The sequence below is a fragment of the Cardiobacterium sp. genome, from assembly GCF_057314735.1.
Genome location: NZ_DBHKZK010000078.1, coordinates 19245 through 22563 on the forward strand (window position 1 = coordinate 19245; position 3319 = coordinate 22563).

The following is a 3319-nucleotide window of genomic DNA, read 5'->3' on the forward strand; positions in this document are numbered from 1 at the left end:
CGCCGCTGCCGAAACATCAACCGAACTACCCCCTCCCCTGCAGGGTGCGCCCGCTGACGTAGGTCGGCCATTCATGGCCGACACAAAGAACGTCGGGCATAAATGCCCGACCTACGAAGAGCATAACCCCCTCCCCTGCGAAGCGGAGGAAGATTGGGGTTGGGGTAGCGCCCGTCTTTCCATCTCCGATGCTGAAACATCATCCGGCAAAACCGCGAACCCATCGCCGATCGCTGCTGCAACTACGACAGTTACCAATCACAGCGCGCCTCAATATCCGGCTGATGAAACCGCACCGGGCGAACCCCTAGTAACCCCACCCCACCCCTCCCCCACAGGGGGAGGGAGCGCAATGGCTGACACCTTACGCGCCGATGCAGAATTATCAACCGAATCCCCCCCTCCCCTGCAGGGTGCGCCAGCACCCGCAGCGGGGGAGGGTTGGGGTGGGGGTAGCGTTCGTCTTTCCATCTCCGATGCTGAAACATCATCCGGCAAAACCGCAAACCCATCACCGACCGCCCCCCCCGAAACCACCAACCACGTCTACCTCGCCGAAAACCACGAATTACGCGCCCACTACCAACTGGGCGACCCGGAACGCGCCGACCTCGCCGCGACTCTGGCGCAACTCAAAACCCGCTACCACCTCGCCATTGCCAGCGGCGACCGCGCCGACAACGTCGCCCGCCTTGCCGCCCGCTACGGCATCGAAGACCACCACGGCGGCCTTGACCCCGCCGCCAAACTGGCGCTCTTGGAAGCGAACGACCCGGAACACACCCTGATGATCGGCGACGGCATCAACGACGCGCCGGTGCTCGCCCGTGCCAGCGTCTCCGTCGCTGTCGGCCGCGCCAACCCGCTCTCGCAAACCCACGCCGACATCGTCCTCCTGAAAAACGGCCCGGAAGCACTGCCCTACCTGCTCAACCTCGCCACGCGCAGCCGCCGCATCACCCGGCAAAACCTCGCCTGGGCGACCGTCTATAACCTCACCATCCTGCCGCTCGCCATCAGCGGCCACCTCACCCCGTGGATTGCAGCATTGGGCATGAGTGCCAGCTCACTGCTGGTCATCGCCAACGCGCTGCGCATCCACCGCACCGCACCACCGCCTGCCACCGAATGATGCTCACAAAAAAACGCCGCATCCCGCGGCGTTTTTTATGGCAAAGGCTCTATTGCCCCGCCAGCGCTGCAACCTTCGCGGGCATATCGAAGCGGCGCACGCGGAAGGGTTTGAGGCCGTCTTTCGCGCGTTCGGGGATGAACAACGCCGCCACCTGGCTTTCGGCGACGTAAATTTTGCCGTCATGCACGGCGACACCGGTCGGCACGGCGAGATCGGCATTTTCGATGACCGGCGTCAGGCGGGCACGGTCGCCGTCAATTTCGAGCAAGCTGATTTTGCCCCGGTTGGCGACAACACTCGCTTCGCAGATGAGCATTTTGCCGGGCGCGGGCAGGGCGATGCCGTCCGGGTCGTCAATGCGGCGCGGCAGGCGGATGATTTCAGGCTCGCCCGCCGGTTGTTCGTCGGCGGTGAGGCGCAGGCGCAGCAGCTCGCCGCTGTCCAGTTTGCCGACGTAGAGCGTGCGCGCATCGGCTTCAAGCGCAAGGTTATTCAGCGCGTAGCTTTCGCCCGCGAATTTGTCGCTTTTCAGCCAAACGTCCAGCTTGTCGCTGCCCGGTCGCAGCACGAGGATTTCCGGGTTGAGGCTGTCTGTCACCAGCACCGCGCCGGAAGGCAGGACAACCATGTCGTTGCAATAGGCCTTTGCGCCGCCGGGCAAGTCCCAACTGCCTTGCAGGCTGCCGTCTTTGAGCGCAAAGGCCTTGAGGGCGGAGGCGCCTTTTTTGGCGTGCGGGTTGGCGCCGTTGTGGCTGGAGCAGACGTAGAGCAGGCCGCGTTTTGCGTCAATGCGGCCGCCTTGCGCGCCCATCAGTCCGCCGCTGCCGGGGGCGATGAAGGGTTCGGCGGTATCCGCGCCGGGGCGGACGCGATCGACCGCGCTGCGTCCCATGCTGGTGACGTAGAGATTGCCGTCGTCATCGAATACGACGCCTTCGGGATGGGCGTGTTCCGGCAGGGCGATGTCGGCGGCAAGTGCGGGGACGACAAGCGCCGCGAGGGCAAGGGCAACAAGGGATTGGCGTTTCATGGGTTCTCCGTGATTGAAAAGGAGGCGCATGATAGTCGCCGCGATTGTGCGAGATAAGCCGCCTTTTTTCGCATGAATTGCTGCATGAAACGGTACAATCCGCGCTTTTCCCCGGAATCATCATGCGAACCTCCGAACTGGGCGAACTCGCCGCCTTTGCCGCCATCGCCCGTGAGGGCAATTTTCGCCGCGCCGCCGCGCAGTTGGAGCTGAAGCCGTCCACCTTGTCGTCGGCGATGCGCGCGCTGGAAAGCCGCCTCGGCGTGCGCCTCTTGAACCGCACCACGCGCAGCGTCTCGCTCACCGAGGCGGGACAACAGCTTTTCGCCACGCTTGCGCCCGCGCTGGAGGAAATTGACGCGGCGCTGGAAACGGTGAACGGCTTTCGCGCCCACCCGATAGGGCGGCTGCGCATCAGCGTGCCGCGCAGCGCCGCCGCCTGCCACATCCTGCCGCTGTTCCGCCGCTTCAGCGAACGTTACCCGGACATCGTGCTGGAGCTCGCTGCCGACAACGGCTTCATTGACATCGTCAAAGAAGGCTTCGACGCGGGCGTGCGCCTCGGCGAGAGCGTCGCGCCGGGCATGGTAGCGGTACGCATCACCCCCGACATGAGCCGCGCCGTGGTCGGCGCGCCCGCCTATTTCGCGCGCCACCCGCCACCGCAAACGCCGAACGATCTGCGCGCACACAACTGCATCGGCTACCGCAAAATCAGCAGCGGCGAACTGCACCGCTGGGCATTCGCCAAAGACGGCGAAACGCTGAACATCGCCGTGCGCGGCAACCTCATCCTCGATGACGCCGAACTGATGCTCAACGCCGCCACCGATGGCGTCGGCCTCGCCTACACCGCCGACGCCTACGCCGCATCCGCGCTCGCCGACGGGTGCCTGCAACGGGTACTGGCCGACTGGTGGTGCCCGCCGTTTCCCGGTTTTTACCTCTACTACCCCGGCAGACGGCAGATTTCGGCGGCGCTGCGCGCGCTGATTGAAACGCTGAAAGTGTCTTGAGACCGCTAAGGGCTGTTTATATTTCAACCCTGCCCCGTTGTGAGCTTTGCTCTGCGGTCATCCACCAAACTGCTCCCTCCCCTGCAGGGCGAAGCCCGCAGCGGGCGGGTTCCGTGCGTAGGGTGTGTGGCGGCGTAG

Annotated in this window: 3 protein-coding genes; 2 read left to right on the forward strand and 1 reads right to left on the reverse strand. The window is 64.7% G+C overall.

The window, feature by feature from the left end:
* Window positions 1-352 precede the first annotated feature (352 nt).
* Complete coding sequence (locus tag ACO54Z_RS11855) at window positions 353-1132, forward strand: HAD-IC family P-type ATPase (RefSeq protein WP_485997200.1); 780 nt, start codon at window positions 353-355, stop codon at window positions 1130-1132.
* A 49-nt stretch (window positions 1133-1181) separates the two neighbouring features.
* Here ACO54Z_RS11855 and ACO54Z_RS11860 read toward each other — a convergent pair whose 3' ends face one another.
* On the reverse strand, window positions 1182-2165 hold the full coding sequence (locus ACO54Z_RS11860; RefSeq protein ID WP_485997201.1) for an SMP-30/gluconolactonase/LRE family protein: 984 nt from the start codon (window positions 2163-2165) through the stop codon (window positions 1182-1184).
* A gap of 122 nt (window positions 2166-2287) precedes the next feature.
* Between ACO54Z_RS11860 and ACO54Z_RS11865 the strand changes: the two genes are divergently transcribed.
* Window positions 2288-3181, forward strand: coding sequence for a LysR family transcriptional regulator (locus ACO54Z_RS11865; protein WP_485997202.1), 894 nt, complete (start codon window positions 2288-2290; stop codon window positions 3179-3181).
* Window positions 3182-3319: the final 138 nt, after the last annotated feature.

What these genes read in the sequence shown, in the direction of transcription:
- ACO54Z_RS11860 (WP_485997201.1), bottom strand. Translation starts at nt 2,165, where the DNA reads ATGAAACGCCAATCCCTTGTTGCCCTTGCCCTCGCGGCGCTTGTCGTC.
- ACO54Z_RS11865 (WP_485997202.1), top strand. Translation starts at nt 2,288, where the DNA reads ATGCGAACCTCCGAACTGGGCGAACTCGCCGCCTTTGCCGCCATCGCC.
- ACO54Z_RS11855 (WP_485997200.1), top strand. Translation starts at nt 353, where the DNA reads ATGGCTGACACCTTACGCGCCGATGCAGAATTATCAACCGAATCCCCC.